Annotated in this window: 19 protein-coding genes; 15 read left to right on the forward strand and 4 right to left on the reverse strand. The window is 71.2% G+C overall.

Annotated features, from left to right (window positions below; all coding sequences use genetic code 11):
- Nucleotides 1–3 precede the first annotated feature (3 nt).
- From ACOFKX_RS10760 to ribH, 8 genes are read left to right on the forward strand one after another with little or no spacing between them, the layout of a single operon-like run.
- Nucleotides 4–2,442 (forward strand): ligase-associated DNA damage response DEXH box helicase, encoded by a 2,439-nt coding sequence (locus tag ACOFKX_RS10760; RefSeq protein ID WP_419826975.1) that lies wholly within the window; start codon nt 4–6, stop codon nt 2,440–2,442.
- 56 nt (nt 2,443–2,498) lie between these two features.
- Nucleotides 2,499–3,077, forward strand: coding sequence for a CHAP domain-containing protein (locus ACOFKX_RS10765; RefSeq protein ID WP_419826976.1), 579 nt, complete (start codon nt 2,499–2,501; stop codon nt 3,075–3,077).
- 45 nt (nt 3,078–3,122) lie between these two features.
- The gene (gene pdeM, locus ACOFKX_RS10770; RefSeq protein WP_419826977.1) at nt 3,123–3,797 is read left to right on the forward strand and encodes a ligase-associated DNA damage response endonuclease PdeM; all 675 of its coding nucleotides are present in this window, start codon (nt 3,123–3,125) and stop codon (nt 3,795–3,797) included.
- Nucleotides 3,798–3,829: 32 nt separating this feature from the next.
- Complete coding sequence (locus tag ACOFKX_RS10775) at nt 3,830–4,150, forward strand: hypothetical protein (protein ID WP_419826978.1); 321 nt, start codon at nt 3,830–3,832, stop codon at nt 4,148–4,150.
- Nucleotides 4,151–4,176: 26 nt separating this feature from the next.
- Nucleotides 4,177–5,121: a bifunctional diaminohydroxyphosphoribosylaminopyrimidine deaminase/5-amino-6-(5-phosphoribosylamino)uracil reductase RibD gene (gene ribD / locus ACOFKX_RS10780; RefSeq protein ID WP_419827408.1), complete on the forward strand. Its 945-nt coding sequence runs from the start codon at nt 4,177–4,179 to the stop codon at nt 5,119–5,121.
- A gap of 10 nt (nt 5,122–5,131) precedes the next feature.
- Nucleotides 5,132–5,731, forward strand: coding sequence for a riboflavin synthase (locus ACOFKX_RS10785; protein ID WP_419826979.1), 600 nt, complete (start codon nt 5,132–5,134; stop codon nt 5,729–5,731).
- A complete protein-coding gene (ribB, locus tag ACOFKX_RS10790) occupies nt 5,728–6,852 on the forward strand; it encodes a 3,4-dihydroxy-2-butanone-4-phosphate synthase (protein ID WP_419826980.1) in 1,125 nt (374 codons plus the stop codon). Before ACOFKX_RS10785 ends, ribB begins: the two co-directional genes overlap by 4 nt.
- Nucleotides 6,852–7,265, forward strand: a complete 414-nt coding sequence (ribH, locus tag ACOFKX_RS10795; RefSeq protein WP_419826981.1) for a 6,7-dimethyl-8-ribityllumazine synthase — start codon at nt 6,852–6,854, stop codon at nt 7,263–7,265. The genes ribB and ribH overlap by 1 nt, the downstream gene beginning before the upstream one ends.
- A gap of 3 nt (nt 7,266–7,268) precedes the next feature.
- On the opposite strand, the gene ACOFKX_RS10800 is transcribed toward ribH, so the two are convergent.
- On the reverse strand, nt 7,269–8,363 hold the full coding sequence (locus ACOFKX_RS10800) for an alkene reductase (RefSeq protein WP_419826982.1): 1,095 nt from the start codon (nt 8,361–8,363) through the stop codon (nt 7,269–7,271).
- 53 nt (nt 8,364–8,416) lie between these two features.
- Between ACOFKX_RS10800 and ACOFKX_RS10805 the strand changes: the two genes are divergently transcribed.
- Genes ACOFKX_RS10805 through ssb form a run of 5 tightly spaced genes read left to right on the forward strand, consistent with a single transcriptional unit; the run spans nt 8,417 to nt 12,741 of the window.
- Complete coding sequence (locus ACOFKX_RS10805) at nt 8,417–9,343, forward strand: DMT family transporter (protein ID WP_419826983.1); 927 nt, start codon at nt 8,417–8,419, stop codon at nt 9,341–9,343.
- Between the two features lie 10 nt (nt 9,344–9,353).
- Entirely contained in the window at nt 9,354–10,022 is a 669-nt protein-coding gene (locus ACOFKX_RS10810) for a COQ9 family protein (protein ID WP_419826984.1), read from the forward strand.
- 53 nt (nt 10,023–10,075) lie between these two features.
- The gene (locus ACOFKX_RS10815) at nt 10,076–10,318 is read left to right on the forward strand and encodes a FeoA family protein (RefSeq protein ID WP_419826985.1); all 243 of its coding nucleotides are present in this window, start codon (nt 10,076–10,078) and stop codon (nt 10,316–10,318) included.
- Entirely contained in the window at nt 10,315–12,183 is a 1,869-nt protein-coding gene (gene feoB, locus ACOFKX_RS10820; RefSeq protein WP_419826986.1) for a ferrous iron transporter B, read from the forward strand. Before ACOFKX_RS10815 ends, feoB begins: the two co-directional genes overlap by 4 nt.
- Before the next feature lie 12 nt (nt 12,184–12,195).
- Entirely contained in the window at nt 12,196–12,741 is a 546-nt protein-coding gene (gene ssb / locus ACOFKX_RS10825; protein WP_419826987.1) for a single-stranded DNA-binding protein, read from the forward strand.
- Nucleotides 12,742–12,752: 11 nt separating this feature from the next.
- Here ssb and ACOFKX_RS10830 read toward each other — a convergent pair whose 3' ends face one another.
- On the reverse strand, nt 12,753–13,295 hold the full coding sequence (locus ACOFKX_RS10830) for a YceD family protein (protein WP_419826988.1): 543 nt from the start codon (nt 13,293–13,295) through the stop codon (nt 12,753–12,755).
- Nucleotides 13,280–13,804: a ubiquinol-cytochrome C chaperone family protein gene (locus ACOFKX_RS10835; RefSeq protein WP_419826989.1), complete on the reverse strand. Its 525-nt coding sequence runs from the start codon at nt 13,802–13,804 to the stop codon at nt 13,280–13,282. Before ACOFKX_RS10835 ends, ACOFKX_RS10830 begins: the two co-directional genes overlap by 16 nt.
- Nucleotides 13,805–13,896: 92 nt before the next feature.
- Between ACOFKX_RS10835 and ACOFKX_RS10840 the strand changes: the two genes are divergently transcribed.
- Nucleotides 13,897–14,397 (forward strand): outer membrane protein assembly factor BamE, encoded by a 501-nt coding sequence (locus ACOFKX_RS10840; RefSeq protein ID WP_419826990.1) that lies wholly within the window; start codon nt 13,897–13,899, stop codon nt 14,395–14,397.
- Between the two features lie 30 nt (nt 14,398–14,427).
- On the opposite strand, the gene ACOFKX_RS10845 is transcribed toward ACOFKX_RS10840, so the two are convergent.
- Nucleotides 14,428–16,686 (reverse strand): NADP-dependent malic enzyme, encoded by a 2,259-nt coding sequence (locus tag ACOFKX_RS10845; protein ID WP_419826991.1) that lies wholly within the window; start codon nt 16,684–16,686, stop codon nt 14,428–14,430.
- 131 nt (nt 16,687–16,817) lie between these two features.
- On the opposite strand from ACOFKX_RS10845, the gene mutS reads away from it, so the two are divergent.
- A complete protein-coding gene (mutS, locus tag ACOFKX_RS10850; RefSeq protein ID WP_419827409.1) occupies nt 16,818–19,376 on the forward strand; it encodes a DNA mismatch repair protein MutS in 2,559 nt (852 codons plus the stop codon).
- The last annotated feature ends 1 nt before the right edge of the window (nt 19,377 follow it).

A 19,377-nucleotide genomic window follows, 5' to 3' on the forward strand; every position in this document is an offset into this window, starting at 1 on the left:
GGGGTGCGCGACGCGGACGCGCTCCCCGCCGCCCTCACGGACTGGTTCGCGTCAAAGGGCTGGCGGCCGCGCCGCCACCAGCTCGCGATGCTCGACGCGGCGCGTGCAGGGCGTTCGGCGCTGCTCGTCGCGCCCACCGGCGCGGGCAAGACGCTCGCCGGTTTCCTGCCGAGCCTGGTCGAGCTGATCGAGGAGGGTTCGTCCGGCCTCCACACGCTTTACGTCTCGCCGCTCAAGGCGCTGGCGGTCGACGTGCAGCGCAACCTGCTCGCCCCCGTCGAGGAGATGGGGCTCGACGTCCGTGTCGAGACGCGCACCGGCGACACGCCGTCCGATCGCAAGGCGCGGCAGCGGGTGAAGCCGCCCGACATGCTGCTGACGACGCCCGAGTCGCTCAGCCTGCTCATCAGCTATCCCGATTCGGCCGCGCTGTTCGCCAACCTGCGGCGCATCGTCATCGACGAGGTCCACGCCTTCGCGCCCACCAAGCGCGGCGACCTGCTGGCGCTGGCGATGGCGCGGCTCCAGCGGCTGGCGCCGGCGATGACCCGCGTCGCGCTGTCGGCCACCGTCGCCAGCCCCGACCTGTATCGCGGCTGGCTCTCGGGCGATGGCGAGATCGACCGCGTCGCGCTCGTCGAGGGCGAGGCCGGCGCGGATCCCGACATCTCGATCCTGCTGCCCGAGGGCCGCGTGCCGTGGACCGGCCATTCCGGCCGCTACGCCGCCGCACAGGTCATGGCCGAGATCGCGCGCCATCGCACCACGATCATCTTCTGCAACACGCGCAGCCTCGCCGAGCTGATCTTCCAGGATCTTTGGGCGGTGAACGAGGCGCACTTGGCCGTCGGCATCCACCATGGATCGCTTGACATCGCCGCGCGTCGGAAAGTCGAGCAGGCGATGGCGGACGGGAAGCTGCGCGCGCTCGTCGCCACCGCCTCCCTCGATCTCGGCGTCGATTGGGGCGACGTGGACCTCGTCGTGCAGATGGGCGCGCCGAAGGGCTCGTCGCGGCTGCTCCAGCGCATCGGCCGCGCCAATCACCGGCTCGACGAGGCCTCCAAGGCGCTGCTCGTGCCCGGCAACCGCTTCGAGTATCTGGAGGCGCAGGCGGCGCTCGACGCGGTGGAGGCGGGCGAGCGCGATCCCGACATCTTCCGCCCCGGCGCATTGGACGTGCTGGCCCAGCACGTCATGGCGATGGCGTCCGCCGCGCCCTTCCGCCGCGACGATCTGCTCGCGGAGGTGCGCGAGGCGGCGCCCTATGCCACGCTGTCGGACGAGGTGTTCGACCGCGTGCTCGGCTTCGTCGCCACCGGCGGCTACGCGTTGCGCGCCTACGACCAGTACAAGCGACTGACGGAGGGGCCGGACGGGGTGTGGCGCGTCACCAAGCCGGGCTTCGTCACCCAGTTCCGGCTCAACGCCGGCATCATCGTCGAGGCGGCGATGCTCACCGTACGTTTCCGCAACGGCCGCTCGCTGGGCCGCGTCGAGGAGGGGTTCGCCGCACAGCTCAGCGCCGGCGACACCTTCTTCTTCTCCGGCCTCAGCCTGGAGGTGGAGGGCGTAAAGGGCGAGGACCTGTTCGTCCGCGCCACCTCCCGCCCCGCGCGCATCCCGACCTATGGCGGATCACGGATGCCGCTCTCCACCAATCTCGCCGATCGGGTGCGCACCTTCCTGTTCGATCGCAGCCAGTGGCGGCGCTTCCCCGACGACGTATCCGAGTGGCTCCAGTACCAGGAGCTCCGCTCGATCCTGCCGGAGCCCGACCGGCTGCTCGTCGAGACCTTCCCGCGCGAGGGCCGGCACTATGTCGTCATCTACGGCTTCGAAGGCTGGAACGCGCACCAGTCGCTCGGCATGCTCGTCACCAAGCGGATGGAGGCGCAGGGTCTCCAGCCCATCGGCTTCGTCTCGTCGGACTACGCGCTCGCCGCCTTCTGCCTGAAGCCGATACCCGATCCCGCCTCGCTGCTCTCGCGCGATCTGCTGGAGGACGAGTTCGTCGAGTGGGTGCAGTCGTCCGCGCTGCTCAAGCGCGCGTTCCGCGAGGTGGCGGTGATCGGCGGGCTCGTCGAGCGCCAGCATCCCGGCAAGCGCAAGACGGGCCGACAGGTGAGCTTCTCCACCGACCTCATCTACGACGTGCTGCGCCGCTACGAGCCCGAGCACCTGCTGCTGCGCGCCGCGTGGGACGACGCGCGTGCTCGGATGACCGACGTGGGACGCCTCGCCAACCTGCTCGATACCGCGCAGGCGCGTATCGTCCACGTCGCGCTAGATCGCGTGTCGCCGCTGGCGGTGCCGGTGCTCGTGCTCATCGGGCGCGAGCGGATCGCGACGAGTTCCGGCGACGACGCTCTGCTCGTCGAAGCAGAAGCGCTGGTCGCCGAAGCCACCGCCGGAATGACGCTGCCGTTAACGCCCAAATAGGCTGCGGCGAGTAGACGACGATTTGTTCGGGGAGCGACCGACGAGGGGGCAGCCGAGTGTTTCGCAAGCTTTTGCTTTCCATTCTCATGGCGTGGTCGGCGGTGCCCGCGCAGGCGGCCAACCTGCCCGACATGATCGACGGGCGCATCGGCACCGGCCTGGAATGCGTGCCCTTCGCGCGCGAGATGTCGGGCATCACGATCTTCGGCAACGCCTGGACGTGGTGGGAACAGGCTTCCGGCCGCTATGCCGAGGGCAGCAGCCCGAAGGTCGGCGCGGTGCTGGTCTTCCGGCCCCATGGTCCGATGAAGCTCGGCCACGTCGCGGTGGTCAGCAAGATCGTGTCGACACGCATCCTGATGGTGACGCACGCCAATTGGTCTCGGATCGGCGGCGTGCGCGGGCAGATCGAGCGCGACGTGACGATCGTCGACACCAGCCTCACCGGCGACTGGAGCCGCGTGAAGGTGTGGTGGAACAGTAACAAGAGCCTCGGCGGCACCGCCTACCCGGTATACGGCTTCATCTACGGCACGCCGGCGGCCTCCGGCGTCGCGGCGGCGCGGCCGAGTCCGCGCCTCACCACCAAGTCGCCCGACATCGTCGGCGCGGTGATCGACTCGCTGGGCGCCTGACCGCTCGTTCTTGACCGCGCTGGCGGCGTCGTTAGAGCGCCCGCCATGGTTCGCTTTTCGTTCGCCGGCACCGAACTCGCCGCGCTGCCCGGCGGCGTGCTGTGGTGGCCGGCGCGCGCCGCGCTGATCGCGGCCGACCTGCACCTGGAGAAGGCGAGCTTCCTCGCGCGGTTCGGCCAGATGCTGCCGCCCTACGACAGCGAGGCGACGCTCGCAGACCTGTCGGCGCTGCTCGTCGCCACCCAAGCCCGCGAGGTATGGTGCCTGGGCGACAGCTTCCACGACGCCACCGGGTGCGAGCGGCTGTCGGCGGCGGCGCGCGAAACGCTGCGCGGCATGACGTCGGCCAGGCGCTGGACGTGGATCGTCGGCAATCACGACGCCCGCGCCACCGCGCTGGTCGATCATTGCGGCGGCGCGCTCGTCGACGAGGAGGAAGTGGACGGGCTGCTACTCCGCCACGAGGCGCGGGCGGACGAGCGCCGGCCCGAGCTCTCCGGTCACTTCCACCCCAAGCTCCGCCTGACGGTGAAGGGCCGCCGCGTCGCGCGGCGCTGCTTCGTGATGACCGAGGGCAAGTTGATCCTTCCCGCCTTCGGCGCGCTCACCGGGGGGCTCGACGTCGACAGCCCGGCGATCCGCCGCGCGATCGGCCCTCGCCCCGCGCAAGCGCTGGTGCCGCTGACCGACCGGCTGCTGCGCTTTCCGATCGCCGCCTAGCGGGCGCGCCGCGCCGGCCTTATCTTCCCGTCATGGCGCTTCCCCAACGCTTCAACGTCGCCGCCGCCTTCCGCGACCTAACGGCTTTCCTGCGCGCGCGGGAGCGGCACGAATATATCTTCGCGGTGCTGGCGGTCGCGATCACCGGCTTCATCGTCTTCGCTTTCAACCACGACAGCAAGTTCACGCAGGCGCCGCAGATCGTCTACGTCGAGAGCTGGCCAGCCACCCGCTCCGACGCCGAGATCAAGCGCGACATCACCGCCGATCAGGCCGCGCGCGACAAGGCCAAGGCGGAGCGCCAGGCCGAGTTCAAGAAGATAGACGACGGATTGAAGGCTTGGGGGATCTGAGCGACGCGGCCGACGATCGCCGCTGGATGGCCGCCGCGCTCGCGCTGTCCGAGCGTGGTCGCGGGCGCAGCTTTCCCAACCCCAATGTCGGTTGCGTGCTGGTCCGCGACGGCCACGTCGTCGGGCGGGGCTGGACGCAGCCGGGGGGGCGGCCCCATGCCGAGGCGATGGCGTTGAAGCAGTCCGGCGCGGCGGCGGCGGGCGCCACCGCCTACGTCACGCTCGAACCGTGCGCGCACGCCAGCCCCCGCGGCCCCGCCTGCGCCGACCTGCTCGTAACGGCGCGGCCGGCGCGCGTCGTGGCGGCGCTGACCGATCCCGATCCGCGCACCGCCAAGCGCGGCTTCGCGCGGCTGCGTGCGGCCGGGATCGAGGTGGTCGAGGGCACAGCCGAGAGCGAGGCCACCGCCGCCATGGCAGGATGGCTGACGCGCGCCGCGCTCGGCCGGCCGCACGTCACGCTCAAGCTCGCCACGTCGCTCGACGGGCGGATCGCGCTGCCTTCGGGCGAGAGCCGCTGGATCACCGGGGCCGACGCCCGCGCCCATGCTCATCTCGAACGCGCGCGTGCGGATGCGATCCTCGTCGGACGCGGCACGCTCGACACCGACCGGCCGGGCCTGAACGTACGGCTGCCGGGGCTGGAGGCGCGTTCGCCCGCGCGCGTCCTGCTGTCCCGCGGGCCCGACGTGCCCGGCTGGACGCGGATCGCCTCGCCGACCGACGTCGGCGGGCTGGCGGCCGACTGGCTGCTCGTCGACGGCGGCGCCGCCACCGCCGCCGCCTTCCTGGCCGCCGACCTGGTCGACAGGCTGCTGCTCTACCGCGCGCCGATCCTGCTCGGCGCCGGACGGGCGGCGCTGGACGCGATCGGCCTCGAGACGCTCGCCGATGCGCACGGCCGCTGGGAACTTCGCGATACGCGCATGCTAGGCGCGGACCGACTCGAAATCTTCACGCGGCGGCGCTAAGGCGGCATCCATGTTCACCGGCATCGTCACCAACATCGGCACCATCGCCCGTATCGAGCCGCGCGGCGACCTGCGCGTCGAGATCGAGACCGGCTACGACACCGACACGGTCGCGCTGGGCGCCTCGATCGCCTGCTCGGGCACCTGCCTGACGGTGGTCGACAAGAGCCCCGGCCGGTTCGCGGTCGACGTCTCCGCCGAGACGGTCGAGCGGACCGCCGATCGCTGGCGCGCGGGCGCTCGGCTCAACCTCGAACGCGCAATGCGCGTCGGCGACGAGCTCGGCGGCCACATCGTCACCGGCCATGTCGACGGCGTCGGCACGGTGATCGCCGTCGAGCCCGAGGGCGCGTCCACCCGGCTGACGATCGCCGCGCCGCCCGCGCTCGCCGCCTATATCGCCGCCAAGGGTTCGATCGCGATCGACGGCGCATCGCTCACCGTCAACACCGTCGAGGACGCCGCCGACGGCACACGCTTCGGCATCAACATCATTCCCCACACCGCCGCCGAGACGACGCTGGGCGCGCTGACGCCCGGTGACCGCGTCAACCTGGAGATCGACGTGCTCGCGCGTTATCTCGGCCGTATGGAGGAGTTGCGTCGATGACCGTCCGGCCGATCGCGGTGCCGCGGCACGCCTATCTCTCCTCGATCCAGGAGATCGTCGACGAGGCGCGCAACGGGCGCATGTTCATCCTGGTCGACGACGAGGATCGCGAGAACGAGGGCGACCTCGTCATCCCCGCGCAGATGGCGACGCCGGACGCGATCAACTTCATGGCGACGCACGGGCGCGGTCTCATCTGCCTCGCCCTGACGAAGGACCGGGTGGACCAGCTCGGCCTGGAACTCATGAGCCGCAACAACGGCACCCGGCACGAGACCGCCTTCACCGTCTCGATCGAGGCGCGCGACGGCGTCACCACCGGTATCTCCGCGGCGGACCGCGCGCGCACCATTGCCGTGGCGATCGACGTGGGCAAGGATGCGGCGCACATCGTCACGCCCGGCCACGTATTTCCGCTCGTCGCCAAGCCGGGCGGCACGCTGGTCCGCGCCGGCCATACCGAGGCGGCGGTGGACGTCGCGCGGCTCGCCGGGCTCAACCCGTCAGGCGTGATCTGCGAGATCATGAACGCCGACGGCACGATGGCGCGGATGGACGATCTCGTCGCCTTCGCGCAGAGCCACAAGCTGAAGATCGGCACCATCCGCGATCTCATCGGTTACCGCCGCCGCCACGATCATCTCGTCGAGCGCGTCTCCGAGGAGCCGTTCGCGTCGGACTATGGCGGCGACTGGAAGCTGGTCATCTACCGCAATCGTGTCGACGGCACCGAGACGCTGGTGCTGCAAAAGGGCCGCGTGGTGCCCGGCGAGCCGACGCTGGTGCGCGTCCATCCCGTTTCGCTGCTCGACGACGTGCTCGGGCGGCCGGGCGGCCGCAAGCGGCTGCTCCAGCGCACGATGGCGGCGGTGGGGCTGGCCGGCGCCGGCGTGATCGTGCTGATCGGCCGCGCTACGCCGGCCCGCTTGTCCGGGGCGGTGCGCGGCGGCGACGAGGGCGTCGACATCCGCTCCTACGGTATCGGCGCGCAGATCCTGGCGGACATGGGTGTTCATGATATGATCCTCCTCACCAACTCGCACCACACGTTGGTGGCGCTGGCCGGCTACGGGCTGGATATCGTCGCTGAGCGCCGGATCGACGAGGAGAGCGGCGCCTAATGGCGCGCGTGCTGATCGTGGAGGCGCGCTTCTACGCGCACCTGAACGACCTGCTGATCGCGGGCGCGCGCGCCGCGATCGAAGCGGCGGGACACGAGCATGAGACGATCACGGTGCCCGGCGCCCTGGAGATCCCGGCCGTAGTGGCGCTGGCCGCCGAGCGTTACGACGCGTTCGTGGCGTTGGGCGTCGTGATTCGGGGCGAGACCTACCATTTCGAGATCGTCGCCGGCGAGAGCGCGCGCGCGCTGATGGCATTGACGCTCGACGGCCTTGCGATCGGCAATGGCATCCTGACCGTGGAGGACGAGGCGCAGGCGCTGACCCGCGCACAACCTACCGAGAAGGATAAGGGCGGCGAGGCGGCGAAGGCCGCGCTCGCGCTCCTCGATCTCAGGCGCCGCTTCGGCTGAGCGTCACTCCGCCGCGATCGCCTGCTCCGCGAGCGGATAGTCGGTGTAGCCGTGCGGTCCCTGCGAGTAGAAGGTCCCGTAGTCGGGGTCGGTCAGCGGCCGCCGCTGCGCCATACGGCGCACGAGATCGGGATTGGCGATGAACGGCCGCCCGAAGGCGATCGCGTCCGCTCCGCCCGCGTCCAACGTCGCCTGGCCCTTCGCTCCGTCATAGTCCGAGTTGAGGACCAGCGGGCCGGAGAAGACCTTGCGAATCGACGGCGCGATCGCCGGATGGTCGGCCGGCGAGAAGCTGCTGTCGAAGTCGGGCTCGCGCAGCTCCAGCCACGCGACGCCCGCCTGCGCGAGCGCGGCGGCGGCGGCGGTGAACAGCGGTTCGGGATCGCTGTCGTTGTTGCCTTGCGACTCGCCGTTTGGGGAGAGCCGCACGCCCGTGCGCGATCCGCCGACGACGTCGCGCACCGTCTCCGCCACCTCGCGCAGCAGCCGCACGCGGTTCTCGATCGGCCCGCCATAGGCGTCGTCGCGCTGGTTGGCGCCGTCGCGCAGGAAAGTGTCGATCAGGTAGCCGTTGGCGGCGTGGATCTGCACGCCGTCGAATCCGGCCGTCATCGCGTTGGACGCGGCGCGCGCGTAGTCGCCGAGCAGGCGCGGCACCTCGTCCACCTCCATCGCGCGCGGCGTCGCGTAGGGCGCCTTGCCTTCGTAGGTGTGGGCGTGCGCCGGCGCGGCGATCGGCGATGCGCCGAGCGGCGGCCGCCCGCCGAGGAAGCTCGGATGGACGAGCCGCCCCATGTGCCAGAGCTGCGCGACGATCCGCCCGCCGGCGCGATGCACGCGCTCAACGATCGGCTTCCACGCCTCGACCTGAGCCGGGTTCCACAGGCCCGGCGCGTAGGGCCAGCCGAGCCCCTCCTGGCTGATCCCCGTCGCCTCGGAGATGATGAGGCCGGCGGACGCGCGCTGCTCGTAATAGTCGCCCATCAGTCCGGTGGGCACATGGTCGCGGGTCCCGCGCCCGCGCGTCAGCGGCGCCATGAGGATGCGGTTGGGCAGGTCCAGCGCGCCGAGCGTCAGCGGATCGAGCAACGAGGGCATAAGCAAGGCTCCTGGGACGGCGACAGGCCGGCCGCGCCGCTATATGGGGCGCCATGGCGACGCTTCCAGACACGCCTCCGCCCGTCTTCGAGGAGGAGCCGAGGTCCGCGCCTCCACCGGCGGGGGGTCCCTCCCTCGGCGGGTTAGCCGCGCTGGTTCTCGGCAACGCGATCCTCGCCGTCGGCCCGTGGCTGGTGCGGCTGTCGGGCGTGCCGCCGGTCGTGTCGGGCTTCTGGCGGCTCGCGCTGGCGCTGCCCTTGGTGCTGCTGATCGCCGTCGCCCGTCGGCGCACGGCCCCGCCCGTCACCGCGCGCGCGCTGCTGGTCGCGGGGGCCGGCGGCCTCTTCTTCGCGCTTGATCTCGCTGCCTGGCATTCCGGGATCGTCCGCACCCGCCTGGCCAATGCGACGCTGTTCGGCAACGTCACCAGCTTCTTCTTCGTCGCTTACGGCTTCCTGGTGACGCGCAGCCTGCCCGACCGGGTACAGGCGACGGCGATCGGGCTTGCCGTCGCGGGGGTCGCGCTGCTGCTCGGCCGCTCGTTCGAGCTCAGCCGCGCGCACCTGGCGGGCGATCTGCTGTGCCTCCTCGCCGGCGCCACCTACACGGGCTACATGGTGGCGGTGGACCGGCTGCGCGGGCGGCTTGGCACCTGGGCGACGCTCGGCTCGGCGACGTTCGCGGCAGCGGCGGTGCTGCTCGCCCTCGTCGGCGTCGAGCATGCGCCGCTCTGGCCGCGTGACTGGCGGCCGCTGCTCGCGTTGGCGGTCGGCAGCCAGGTGATCGGACAGGCGCTCATCATCTTCGCGATCGGCAATCTGCCTTCGATGATGGTCGGACTGGGGCTGCTGACGCAGCCTGTCGTCGCCTCCGCGATCGGCTGGATCGCCTATGACGAGCGGCTGGGCATCGTCGACCTCCTCGGCGCGCTCGCCATCGCCGCCGCGCTGGTGCTGGTACGCCGGCGGGCCGCCGGCTAGCATGGCGGCCATGCTCGACACCGCCCTTCCCTCCGACCCGACGCTTGACGAGATGCGGGCGGCGCTCGGCCCCGCCATCGCGGCGGAGGCGGCGTTCGATGGCTGGGGAGACGTGGCGCTGACGGCCGTCGCGATCCGGCTCGGCATCGATCCAGGCCACGCCCGGCTCGCCTTTCCCGACGGTGCCGCCGGCATGATCGACGCCTGGTACGCCGCCGTTGATGCCGCGCTGGCGCGTGACTTCCCGGCCGAGCGCGTGGCGGCCCTGAAGGTGCGCGAGCGTATCGCGGCGCTGGTCGAGGCACGGCTCGCGCTGATGCGGGCGGACCGCGAGGCGGCACGGCGCGCGTTGACCGTGCTCGCCCGACCCGGGAACGCCGCCGCCGCGGCACGGCTCGGCTGGCGCGCGGCCGACACGATGTGGCGCATCGCCGGCGACACCGCGACCGACCTCAACCACTACAGCAAGCGCGCGACGCTGGCGGCGATCTACGGCGCGACGATCCTCGTCTGGCTGAACGACGGCAGCGCGGATGGCGAGGCGACGCGCGGCTTCCTGGCGCGACGCATCGATGGACTGATGCGGTTTGAGAAGGCGAAGGCGGCGTTCCGCGTCCCGGCAGCGCGCCGGTTCAGCGTGACGCGATTGCTAGGACGATTGCGGTATCCAGCGACCTAGCCTTACGCTCGCAATATTGATAATCAGTCGCGTGAACGATCCGGACTCCGCCCGTGAACCTCGCCGACCTGCCGCTCAACCGCCCCGCCCGCGTGCTCGGCATCGCCTGGGGAGAGCTTGCCGAGGCCACCGCACGCCGCCTGCGTGAGCTTGGTTTCGATGAGGGGGTGACCGTGGAGACGATGCACGCGGCGCCGTTCGGCCGCGATCCGATCGCCTGCCGCGTCGGCCGTATGACGGTGGCACTGCGCCGCGCCCAGGCGCGCGCGATCGCCGTGATCGAGATCGCGGCATGAACCCCGCGCCGATGGTGGCGCTGGTCGGCAATCCCAATGCGGGCAAGTCCGCCTTGTTCAACGCGCTCACCGGTGCGCGCCAGAAGGTCGGCAACTATCCGGGGGTGACGGTGGAGCGGAAGGCCGGCCGCATGAGCCTGCCCGACGGCCGCCCGATCGAACTCGTCGACCTGCCCGGTACCTACAGCCTCCAGCCCGGCTCCCCCGACGAGCAGGTGACGCACGACGTGCTGTTCGGCCGCCAGGAGGGCGAGCGCCGTCCCCACGCGCTGGTGGTGGTGGTCGACGCCACCAACCTCGACAATCATCTCCGCTTCGCGCTCCAGCTCGTCGGCCTGGGCCTGCCGGTGGTGATCGCGCTCAACATGATCGACATGGCCGAGCGCGACGGCCTGAGGATCGACACCGCCGCGCTGTCGCGCGAGCTCGGCGTGCCCGTGGTGCCGACGGTGGCGGTGCGCAGGCGCGGCCTCGACGAACTGCGGGATGCGTTGGCGACGCTGACCGGCGATGGATCGCGCCAGCCTGCCAAGCTCAACGCGAGCCGCCACGATATCGCCCTTCTCCAGCGCCGCGCGCGCCAGATCGCGACGGCCGCGACGACCGAGGAGCACGCCCGCAGCCTGCTCACCCGTCGGATCGACACGGTGGCGCTTCATCCCGTCCTCGGCCCGCTGTTGCTCGCCGTCATCCTGTTCGTCGTTTTCCAGGCGGTGTTCGCCTGGGCGCAAGCGCCGATGGACGCGATCGACGGGGGCTTCGCCTGGGCAGGCGGCTGGATCGATCGCGAGCTGCCTGCCGGCTTCGTGCGCGATCTGCTGGCGGAGGGCGTCATCAAAGGCGTCGGCGCGGTCGTCGTGTTCCTGCCGCAGATCCTGATCCTGTTCGGCTTCATCCTGCTCTTGGAGGCGACCGGCTACATGGTCCGCGCCGCCTTCATGATGGACAGGCTCATGGCGCGCGTGGGCCTGTCGGGCAGCGCCTTCATCCCGCTGCTCTCCAGCTTCGCGTGCGCGGTGCCCGGCATCATGGCGACGCGGACGATCAACGATCCCAGGGATCGCCTCACCACCATCCTGATCGCGCCGCTCACCACCTGCTCGGCGAGGCTGCCCGTCTACACGCTCATCATCGGCGCCTTCATTCCCGCGCGCGCGGTGCTGCCGGGCGTGGGCCTGCAGGGGCTGGTGCTGTTCGGGCTCTACGTGGCGGGCACGGCCGGGGCGATGATCGCCGCCTACGTGCTCCGGCGTACCGTGACCAAGGGTGTGAGCCAGGGCTTCCTGATGGAGATGCCGCGCTACCAGATGCCGTTACTGCGCGACGTCGCGATCGGGCTGTGGACGCGCGCGGCCATCTTCCTGAAGCGTGCGGGCACGATCATCCTCGCTTCCAACGTGATCCTGTGGGTGCTGGCAAGCTACCCGCAAGCGCCGGCGGGCGTGAAGCAGTCCGAATATTCGATCGCCGGACGGATCGCGTCGGCGATCGACGTCGTCGTGCATCCGATCGGCTTCAATCACGAGATCGCGCTGGCGCTGCCGCCGGCGATGGCGGCGCGCGAGGTGGCGGTCTCCGCGCTCGCCACCGTCTACGCGATCGATCAGGGCGACGCGGAAGGCGCGGTGGACAACCCGTCCGACGATCAGCTCGGCGTCCGCATGAAGGCGAGCTGGCCGCTGCCCACCGCACTCGCCTTCCTCGCCTGGTTCGTGTTCGCGCCGCAATGCCTCTCGACGATCGCGGTGACGAGGCGGGAGACCAACGGCTGGCGCTGGCCAGCCTTCATGATTGGCTATCTGTTCTTGCTCGCCTATGTCGCCGCCGGAGCGACATACTGGCTCGCCACCTGGGCGGGCCTCTAGGGAGGCGAGCGAATGGCAGGCAGCGTGAACAAGGTGATCCTGGTCGGCAATCTCGGCCGCGACCCTGAGTCACGTAGCTTTCAGAATGGCGGCAAGGTGGTGAACCTGCGCATCGCGACGTCCGAGACGTGGAAGGACCGCCAGTCGGGCGAGCGCAAGGAGAAGACCGAGTGGCATTCGGTGGCGATCTTCAACGAAGGCCTCGCCAACACCGCCGAGCGCTACCTTCGCAAGGGCTCCAAGGTCTATATCGAGGGCAAGCTCCAGACCCGGAAGTGGCAGGGCAATGACGGGCAGGACAAATACTCCACCGAGGTGGTGCTCCAGGGCTTCGACGGCACGCTGGTGATGCTCGACGGGCGCGAAGGCGGCGGCGGCAGCGGCAGCGGCGGCCGGGATTTCGGCGGTGATGACGATTTCGGCGGAGGCCAGGGCGGTGGCGGCTATGGCGGCGGCTCGTCCGGAGGGGGCTTCGGCGGCGGCCAGCGCTCCGGCGGCGGCGGCAAGCCCGGCGGCGGTGCCTTCGACAGCGATCTCGACGACGACGTGCCCTTCTAAGGCCTGCGACCTCAGTCGCGCTTCAGCACCTTGAGCGCGGCGAACGGGCTCGCCTCCCGCCGCGCCTGCTCGGCCTCCTCCTCGCTGAGCACGCCGGCGGCGCGCAACGCCGCGTCGGCACCAGCGGAGCGCGGGAACGGATCGAGCGCCAGCGCGAACCCCTGCGCCGCTGCCTCACCGAGGTCGATCGCACCGCCCAAATAGGGCAGCGTATCGAGATCGTCCTCGTCGAGTTCGATCTCGTCGCCGTCCTCGCGCGCGGGCACGAAGCGCAACGCGAACGGCTCCTCGACCCGCGCCGGCACGGGCTCGCCGGTCGCGACGCAGGCCTGCGTCGCGGCGCCCACGATACGACCCTGCGCGCGCACCACGTCGCGATCACGGACGAGGGTGGCCTCCACCTCCAGCGAAGCGAGCGCGAGCAGCCCGAAGCGCGCCGCCAGCGCGCGCCGCTCCGCTTCGTCGGCCTCGATCCGCACAGCGCGCGGCTCGGCGCCGATCGTGTCGAGGCGGATCGGCCGTGCGAACTCGGGCGCGGTCATGCCGTCGGCCATCGCCCTGCCAGCAGCACGTCGAGGGGCGTCGCCATGATCTGTCCGCCGAGCGCGCGCACGCCGCCCTCCAGCGTCTCACGTGCGGCGTCGGTCGCACCGGGACCGCGGTGGACGTTGCGGTCCAGCGCGCCGGCGAGATCGCCGCCGGGCGCCAGCCCATCCCGGTAGGCGGCGATGCGGCCGCCCAGCGCCGCCATCATCCGGCCGACATGCTTGCCGACGACGATGTCGCCGATACCCTGCTGGCGAAGTTGGCCGTCCATGTCATCGACGAACAGCTCGGTCACGCGCGCCGCCGGCTCGCGGCCGTCGTCGCCCGCCGCCTCCAGCCGGATCAGCACCAGCGCGAGTACCCCCGACACCATGTCGAAGCGCCCGTCGAGAGTGTCGGCGACGCCGCCTGCGCGATACCAGCGCGGATCACGCGCCGCCGCCACGATCGCGGCGTAGAGCGGTGCGTACGCGCTTACGCGATCCTCGCGGCCGAACCACCGCCTCCACAGCCCCACGCACCTGCCTCCACCACGACGCCTTGTGCGGCACCGGAGGCGCGCATATTGAGCGGGGCGAGCGGGGTTGCAATGCTGGGTGAGGGAACGAGATGATCGCGATCGGGCGGTGTAAGCGCGCGACACTCGCCTGCGCCTCGCTGGCCGTGCTCGCCGGCGTCTCGGGCTGCGCGCGCACGCGCGGACATCAGGGCTACGTCATGGACAATGCTCTGGTGGCCTCGGTGCAGCCCGGCGTCGACAATCGTGCTTCGGTCTTGAAGACGCTCGGCGATCCGAGCTTCGCGGGCGAGTTCGACTCCGCGACCTGGTACTATGTGTCGCGCACAACGCGGCAATTCTCCTTCGGCCTGCCCAAGCCGATCAACGAGACGGTGCTGGCGGTCCATTTCGATCCGCGGGGCGACGTCAGCGGGGTCGAGCGTACGGGGCTCGAGCGGGTCGTCCCGATCTCGCCCGTCGGAGAGACGACGCCGACGCTGGGCCGCAAGCGCGGCCTGGTTCAGGAGCTGTTCGGCAACATCGGATCGGTCGGCGGATCCGGCACCAACGCGCCCACCGCCGACAATCCCAACGGACGGACCGGACCTTAGGCACGGCTCGATCAGCGTCGGAGCCGGGCGCTAGCGCGCGATCCCGGCGCTGGCGAGCACCGCCAGCGTGACGAGCTCGGACGCGGTCGACGTCATCGCGGCGATCTGCACCGGCTGCGCCATATTGACCAGCATCGGCCCGATCATCGAGTCGCCACCCAGCTCCTTCAGCAGCTTGGCGGACAGGTTGGCGGACTGGAGGCCCGGCATCACCAGCACGTTAGCCGGGCCGGAGAGACGGCTGAACGGGTAGAACTTGGCCATGGCCGGGTTGAGCGCGACGTCGGCCGCCATCTCGCCTTCATATTCGAAGTCCGCGCCGCGCCTGTCGAGCACCGCGATCGCGTCGCGGATATTCTCGAGGAAGCGACCGGGCGGGTTGCCGAAGGTCGAGTAGCTGAGGAAGGCGACGCGGGGCTCCTGCCCCATGCGGCGCGCGACGGCGGCGGTCTGCTCGGCGATGTCGGCGAGCTGCTCGGCGGTGGGCCGCTCGGTGACGGTCGTGTCCGCCAGGAACACCGAGTGGTTGCGCCCGACGAGCAGGTGAATGCCGAACGGCGTGTGCCCCTCCGCCGGGCCGATCACGCGGCGCACCTCCAGCATCGTCTGGCGGAAGGGGCGGGTGATCCCCGTCACCATCACGTCGGCGAGCCCCATCTCCATCATCAGCGCGCCGAACACGTTGCGGTCGCGATTGACCATGCGCTCCACGTCGCGGCGCATATAGCCGTGCCGCGCCAGCCGGGCGTAGAGCGAATCGACCATCGCCGGCACGTGCGGGCTGTGGCGGCTGTTGTGCAGCTCAAAGTCTTCGGGGTCCTCGACGCCCAGCGCGCGCAGCCGCTCGGGCACGTCGTCGCGGCCGACCAGCACCGGCACGCCGTAGCCGCCGTCGCGGAACTGGATGGCGGCGCGCAGCACCACCTCCTCCTCGGCCTCCGCGAACAGCACGCGCTTGGGATTGGCGCGCGCCGCCTCGTAGGTGGAGGTGAGCACCGCCGTCACCGGGTTGAGCCTGGCCTTCAGGCTCTCTCGGTACGCCGCCATGTCCGCGATCGGCTTGCGCGCCACGCCGGTGTCCATCGCCGCCTGCGCGACCGCCGGCGGCACGACGTCGACCAGCCGCGGGTCGAACGGCGTGGGTATGATGTAGTCCGTGCCAAAGCTGTGCGTGACGCCGTAGGCGGCCGCCACCTCCTCGGGCACGCGTCGGCGGGCGAGATCGGCGAGCGCGCGCGCGGCCGCCACCTTCATCTCCTCGTTGATCGTCGTCGCGCGCACGTCGAGCGCGCCGCGGAAGATGAATGGGAAGCCGAGCACGTTGTTGACTTGATTGGGATAATCCGATCGCCCGGTGGCCACGATGGCGTCGGGCGCCGCCTCGTGCGCCTCCGCCGGCGTGATCTCGGGATCGGGATTGGCCATAGCGAAGATGATCGGCTTGCGCGCCATCCGCTTGACCATATCGCCGGTGAGTGCGCCCTGGACGGAAAGGCCGAGGAACACGTCCGCGCCCTCTAACGCTTCCGCCAAGGTGCGCGCGGAGGTCTCCACCGCGTGGGCGGACTTCCACTGATTCATGCCTTCGGTGCGGCCGCGATAGACCACGCCCTTGGAATCGCACATGATCACATTGTCGGACGGCACGCCAATCGCCTTGGCGAGTTCGGTGCACGAGATGGCGGCGGCGCCGGCGCCGTTCACCACCATGCGCACGTCCCCGATATCGCGGCCGGTCAGATAGCAGGCGTTGATCAGCCCGGCCGCCGCGATGATCGCGGTGCCGTGCTGGTCGTCATGGAACACCGGGATGTTCATGCGCTCGCGCAGCGTTTGCTCGATGACGAAGCACTCGGGCGCCTTGATGTCCTCAAGGTTGATGCCGCCGAAGCTCGGCTCCATGATCTCGACGGCGGCGATGAAGCGGTCGACATCCTCCGTCGCCAGTTCGAGGTCGATCGCGTCGATGTCGGCGAAGCGCTTGAACAGCACCGCCTTGCCCTCCATCACCGGCTTGGACGCGAGCGCGCCGAGATTGCCGAGCCCCAGGATGGCGGTGCCGTTGGAGATGACGGCGACGAGGTTGCCCTTGGCGGTATAGTCGTAGGCGGTGGCGGGATCCTCCGCGATCGCCTTCACCGGCACCGCAACGCCGGGCGAGTAGGCCAGCGCCAAGTCGCGCTGCGTCGCCATCGGCTTGGTCGCGACGATCTCGATCTTGCCGGGGCGGCCGTGGCTGTGGAACAGCAGCGCCTCGCGCTCCGAGAATATCAGCCGCTCATGCGCCATCGATCCGTTCCCCGCCGCTTCCGCGACAGGTCATGCGGCATCGTCGCCGGGGCAGCAAGCGCGCGAAAGCGGTTCCCCGCGCCCTTGCCGTCCCCTATCCCGCCGTCATGTCAGCGTCGCCCGACACCCCGATGTTCGCGCAATACCGCGCGCTCAAGGCCGAGGCGGCGGACTGCCTGCTGTTCTTCCGCATGGGCGACTTCTTCGAGCTGTTCCTGGAAGACGCGAAGGTGGCGGCGGCCTGCCTCGACATCGCGCTCACCGCGCGCGGCGACGGCGTCGCGATGTGCGGCGTGCCGGTGCATTCGGCGGACAGCTATCTCGCGCGGCTGATCCGCGCCGGCCACCGTGTCGCCGTCGCCGAGCAGGTGGAGACGCCGGAACAGGCGAGGAAGCGCGGCGGCGCCAAGGCGCTGGTGGAGCGCCGCATCGTCCGCCTCGTCACCGCTGGCACGCTGACCGAGGAGGCGCTGCTCGACGCGCGCGCGTCGAACTGGCTTGTGGCGCTGAGCGAGGCAGGCGGGCGGATCGGCGTCGCGGCGGCGGACGTGTCGACCGGCCGCTTCGAGCTCGGCTCGGTGGAAGCGGCGGCGCTCGACGCCGAGCTCGCGCGGCTGGGCCCGGCAGAAACGGTGGCGGCGGAAGGCTCGGCCCTTGCCGCCGGGCGCGCGAGCGGTCCGCGCGCCGACTTCGCCGCCGCCGCCGGCGAGCGCGCTCTGAGACGCCGCTTCGAGGTGGCGACGCTCGACGGCTTTGGCGCATTCGATAGCGCCGCACTGGCGGCGGCCGGCGGCCTCCTCGGCTATCTCGACCATGCCGCGCGCGGCGCGGCGACCTTCCTCCAGCCGCCCGCGTGCCGCGTCGCCGGCGCGCATCTGGCGATCGACGCGGCGACCCGCGCCTCGCTGGAGATCGTGCGCACCACCGAAGGCGAGCGGCGCGGGAGCCTACTCGACGCGGTCGACCGCACCGTTACCGGGGCGGGCGCGCGCACGCTCGCCGCCGATCTCGCGGCGCCCCTCGACGATAGGAACGCGATCGAGTCGCGGCTGGCGATGGTCGCCTGGGCGGTGGACGACGGCGGGTCGCGCGAGCGGCTGCGCGCGGCGCTCCGCGCGCTGCCCGATGTCGGCCGCGCGCTCGGCCGGCTGGTGACGGGCCGCGGTTCCCCGCGCGACCTCGGCCAGCTTCGCGACGGGCTCGGCCACGCGCGCGACCTGCACGACTGGCTGGGTGGGCTCGCCACGCCGCCCGCGATTGCGGCGCTGCTGCCGGCACTGCGCGGCCACGGCGAACTGGTCGACCGGCTCGCGCGCGCGCTCGTCCCCACGCCGCCTATCGATGCGTCGGGCGGCGGCTACATCGCGGAAGGGTATGACGCCGCGCTGGACGAGCTGCGCGCCGCCGCCGGCGATGGCCGCCGCGCGATCGCCACGCTGGAGGCGCGCTACCGCGAGGCGACCGGCATCGCAGGCCTCAAGATCCGCCACAACGGCGTGCTCGGCTATTATATAGAGGTGCAGGCGCGGCACGCCGATCCGCTGATGCGGGCGGATTCGGGCTTCACCCATCGCCAGACGCTGGCCGGCGTCGTCCGCTTCAACGCGCCCGAGCTGCACGAGCAGGCGGCGCGGGTCCATCAGGCCGGCGCACACGCGCTCGCCGCCGAGGCGGCACACCTGGAGGAGCTGACCGAGGCGGCGCTCGCCAGCCGCGACCGCGTCTGCGCCACCGCCGACGCGCTCGCCCGGCTCGATGTCGCGGCCGGGCTGGCGGAACGGGCCGTCGAGGGCAGCTGGTGCCGGCCGCGGCTGGTCGAGGAGCCCTGCTTCGACGTGGTCGGCGGGCGCCATCCGGTGGTCGAGAGCGCGGTGGCGCGTGAGGGCGCCGCCTTCGTCGCCAACGACTGCTGCCTGTCGCCGTCCTCCCGGCTGTGGCTCGTCACCGGGCCCAACATGGGCGGCAAGTCCACCTTCCTCCGCCAGAACGCGCTGATCGCGGTGCTCGCGCAGGCGGGATCTTTCGTGCCGGCGAAATCCGTCACGCTCGGCCTCGTCGACCGGCTGTTCAGCCGGGTCGGCGCGTCGGACAATCTCGCGCGCGGGCGCTCCACCTTCATGGTCGAGATGATCGAAACCGCCGCGATCCTCGCGCAGGCAACGGAACGCAGCTTCGTGATCCTCGACGAGGTGGGGCGCGGCACCTCCACCTATGACGGTCTCGCCATCGCCTGGGCGGTGGTGGAGGCGGTGCACGAGGCCAATCGCTGCCGCTGCCTGTTCGCGACCCACTATCACGAGTTGACGCGGCTGGCCGAGCGGCTCGACGGGCTCACCCTGCATCACGTCCGCGCGCGCGAGTGGAAGGGCGATCTCGTCCTCCTCCACGAGCTCGCGCGCGGACCGGCTGACCGGAGCTACGGCCTCGCCGTCGCGCGCCTCGCCGGCCTGCCCAAGCCCGTGCTCGCCCGCGCGAAGGACGTGCTCGGACGGCTGGAGAAGGGCCGCGAGCGCACCGGCGGGATCGCCGCCGGGCTTGACGATCTGCCGCTCTTCGCCGCCGCCGCGACGCGCGAGCAGGCGCCCGATCCTTTGCGCGCGGCGCTCGCGACGGTGGACGCCGACACGCTGTCGGCGCGCGACGCGCTCGACCTCGTCTACCGGCTGAAGGCGCTCGCCGCCGAGGACTAGT

It is taken from the genome of Sphingomonas sp. (assembly GCF_965200105.1).
Classification (GTDB): Bacteria; Pseudomonadota; Alphaproteobacteria; order Sphingomonadales; family Sphingomonadaceae; genus Solisphingomonas.